Source organism: Bifidobacterium sp. MSTE12 (assembly GCF_000513015.1).
Taxonomy (GTDB): Bacteria; Actinomycetota; Actinomycetes; order Actinomycetales; family Bifidobacteriaceae; genus Bifidobacterium; species Bifidobacterium dentium.
Map to the genome: position 1 here is coordinate 1 of NZ_AZYA01000043.1, position 1,076 is coordinate 1,076.

Consider the following 1,076-nt stretch of genomic DNA (forward strand, 5'->3'; position numbering starts at 1 on the left):
TCAACAATGTCCACCGTTTCCTACATCACCGACACCAACGCCGACCGTTTTGCCCGCTACCTCATCGTCGATGGTGAGCGCGAGACCGCTGAGGAATGGTTTGAAAAGAGCCTCCCCGGCGATGAGATCGAAGATCTGCGCGAAGCCCTCATTGAAGCCGCCGTCCGCATGAGCGGCGAGGATCGCGAGCTGCTCGCCTCCAACGGCTTCAAGATCGCTGAGATTCCGCTGGCTTACACCGAGGCCGACGACGCCCGCGTTTTCGGCGAGTACAACTTCGCCGACGGCTCGCGCGACGGCATCTACAACGCGATCGCCGCCGAGTGCGAGTCGCAGGCCCTGACCGACGGCTACTCGAGCGTCTGGGAAACCCTCACCGTCCTCGAAGAGATCGGCGGCGACGTCGAGCGCTTCCTCGACTGATCCAATCATCGAGGCCCCGGGGCGCACGCTCCGGGGCCTCCCCCTACGACAGGAGACACCATGCCCCGCAATCCACTTACCCCAGTCGGCCTGCGCTGTCGACGGGAAGCTCTCGGCCTCAGTCGCGCCGACCTTGCTGAGATCTTCGATGTCAATGAGGGGACTATCCGGTCCTGGGAGATCGGCAAGAGTGAGCCCCGAGACCCACTCAGCGTCCACATGACCCTCGGCAATCTTGAGGACACGGCGCTCGAGTGCCTCGACGAGCTTCTCGCACCCATCGAGGACCAGGATGAGACCGTCCGCAGCCTCCCGACCGCACTCATCGCCTACTCCACACAGGCAGACTATGAGCAGCACACACGATGGGCGCAGCGCCTACCCCTCGCTGCCTACCGCGCCTGCGTCGGGCGCGCTTTCCAGCTCCTCAGCGACGATGACATTCCTGTCGAGATCGTCTCCCCCTACGACTGATAGGACCCTCCATGACTACCGAGTACCTCGGGACCGCCGCCGTCGCAGAGCGCGTCGGCCTCACTGTCCCCACGATCCGCTCATACATCCTCAAAGACCTCATGCCCGACGCGGATGTCATCATCACGACTCCGTCCGGCCCACTGCGCGGCTGGGCACCGGAGACTATCGACGCATGG

The 1,076-nt window shown here is 63.8% G+C and carries 2 protein-coding genes; both read left to right on the forward strand.

Translation table 11 applies throughout. From position 1 onward, the window contains the following. Positions 1-423: hypothetical protein (locus HMPREF1494_RS11615; protein ID WP_197017158.1), on the forward strand; the 423-nt coding region annotated here is incomplete at its 5' end. Positions 424-483: 60 nt separating this feature from the next. Continuing rightward, positions 484-897: a helix-turn-helix domain-containing protein gene (locus HMPREF1494_RS10530; RefSeq protein ID WP_034463936.1), complete on the forward strand. Its 414-nt coding sequence runs from the start codon at positions 484-486 to the stop codon at positions 895-897. Positions 898-1,076 lie beyond the last annotated feature (179 nt).

Excerpts from the sequence above, each read along its gene's own strand:
- HMPREF1494_RS10530 (WP_034463936.1), top strand. The coding sequence starts at position 484 with ATGCCCCGCAATCCACTTACCCCAGTCGGCCTGCGCTGTCGACGGGAA.